Annotated in this window: 1 protein-coding gene; it reads right to left on the bottom strand. The window is 74.3% G+C overall.

Translation table 11 applies throughout. The features are described 5' to 3' along the window. Positions 1-1,926 (bottom strand): type I polyketide synthase (locus tag AXW62_RS30755; RefSeq protein WP_159060994.1); only part of this gene is annotated, 1,926 nt, incomplete at both ends.

Genomic DNA, 1,926 nt, shown 5'->3' with positions numbered 1-1,926 from the left:
CCGGCCGCAGCCCCCACGCCTCAACGAGGCGGAACAAGGCCACTTCGAGAGCGAACAGCGCGGGCTGGGTAAACCCGGTCCGGTCCAGCGCCTCGGCGTCATTCCCGAACAGCACATCCCGCAGCGGCCGCTCCAGATGCGCGTCCAACTCCGCGCACACCGCGTCCAGCGCCTCCGCGAACACCGGATACGCCTCGTACAGCTCACGGCCCATCCCCAGCCGCTGGCTCCCCTGCCCCGTGAACAGGAACGCCACCTTGCCGCCCTCGGCCACCACGCCCCGCACCAGCCCGGCCGCCGACTCACCCCGCGCCAGCGCCTCCAGACCCGCGACCAGCCCGGCCCGGTCCCCGCCGACGACCACCGCGCGCCGCTCCAGCGCCGCCCGGCCCGTCGCCAGGGTGTGGCCGACGTCCGTGGCGTCCAGCTCGGGGTGGGCGCCGAGGTGGGCCAGGAGCCGCTCGGCCTGGCCGCGCAGGGCGGCCTCGGACTTGCCCGAGAGCACCCAGGGCACGGTCGGCAGTTCGGCCGCCGGACCGGCGGCGGGGGTCTCCTCCGGCGCGGGGGGCTGCTCCAGGATGGTGTGCGCGTTCGTGCCGCTCACGCCGAACGACGAGACGGCCGCCCGGCGCGGCCGGCCGAGCTCCGGCCACGGCCGGGCCTCGGTCAGCAGCTCGACGTCGCCCGCCGCCCAGTCCACGTGCGGGGTGGGCTCGTCGATGTGCAGCGTCCGCGGGAGCACCCCATGGCGCATCGCCATGATCATCTTGATGATGCCCGCGACACCGGCCGCCGCCTGGGTGTGGCCGATGTTGGACTTCAGCGAACCGAGCCACAGCGGCTGCCCCTCCGGCCGGTCGCGGCCGTAGGTGGCGAGCAGGGCCTGCGCCTCGATCGGGTCGCCCAGCGTGGTGCCGGTGCCGTGCGCCTCGACCACGTCCACGTCGGCGGTGGTGAGCCGGGCGCTGGTCAGTGCGTCGCGGATGACGCGCTGCTGGGACGGGCCGTTGGGCGCCGTCAGGCCGTTGGACGCGCCGTCCTGGTTGATCGCGCTGCCGCGCACGATGGCCAGCACCTCGTGGCCGTTGCGCCGCGCGTCCGACAGCCGCTCGACCAGCAGCATGCCCGCGCCCTCGGCCCAGCCCGTACCGTCCGCCGACGCCGCGAAGGACTTGCAGCGGCCGTCGGTGGACAGGCCCTGCTGGCGGCTGAAGTCGACGAACGTGTCCGGGGTGGCCATGACGGTCACACCCCCGGCCAGCGCCATCGAGCACTCGCCGTTGCGCAGCGCCTGCGCCGCCAGGTGCAGCGCCACCAGCGACGACGAGCACGCCGTGTCGATGGTGACCGCCGGGCCCTCGAGACCGAAGATGTACGCCACCCGGCCAGAGGCGATGCTGCCCGCGCCGCCGGTGCCGAGGTAGCCCTCGAGCCCCTCGGGCACGGCGGTCAGCCGGGTCAGATAGTCGTGGTACATGACGCCCGCGAACACCCCGGTCCGGCTGCCGCGTACGGCCGTCGGGTCGATGCCCGCCCGTTCGAACGCCTCCCAGGAGGTCTCCAGCAGCAGCCGCTGCTGCGGGTCCATCGCCAGCGCCTCACGCGGGTTGATCCCGAAGAAGTCCGGGTCGAAGTCGGCCGCGTCGTGCAGGAAGCCGCCCTCGCGGGTGTAGCTGGTGCCCACCTGGTCGGGGTCGCCGCTGAAGAGCGTGTCGAGGTCCCAGCCACGGTCGGCGGGGAAACCGGAGATGGCGTCGGTGGCGCCGATGACCAGCTGCCACAGCTCCTCGGGCGTGGTGACCCCGCCGGGGTAGCGGCAGCTCATGCCGACGATGGCGATCGGCTCGTCCTCGGTGACGGCCGCCACCGGGACCGGTGTGTGCGCCTCGGCCGCGTCCTCGTCCACCAGCTCGGTCCGCAGGTGGC

This window comes from Streptomyces hygroscopicus subsp. hygroscopicus, assembly GCF_001553455.1.
Classification (GTDB): domain Bacteria; phylum Actinomycetota; class Actinomycetes; order Streptomycetales; family Streptomycetaceae; genus Streptomyces; species Streptomyces hygroscopicus.
The sequence above is the reverse complement of the archived record's forward strand: the minus strand, read 5'-3'. Positions and strand labels throughout refer to the sequence as shown.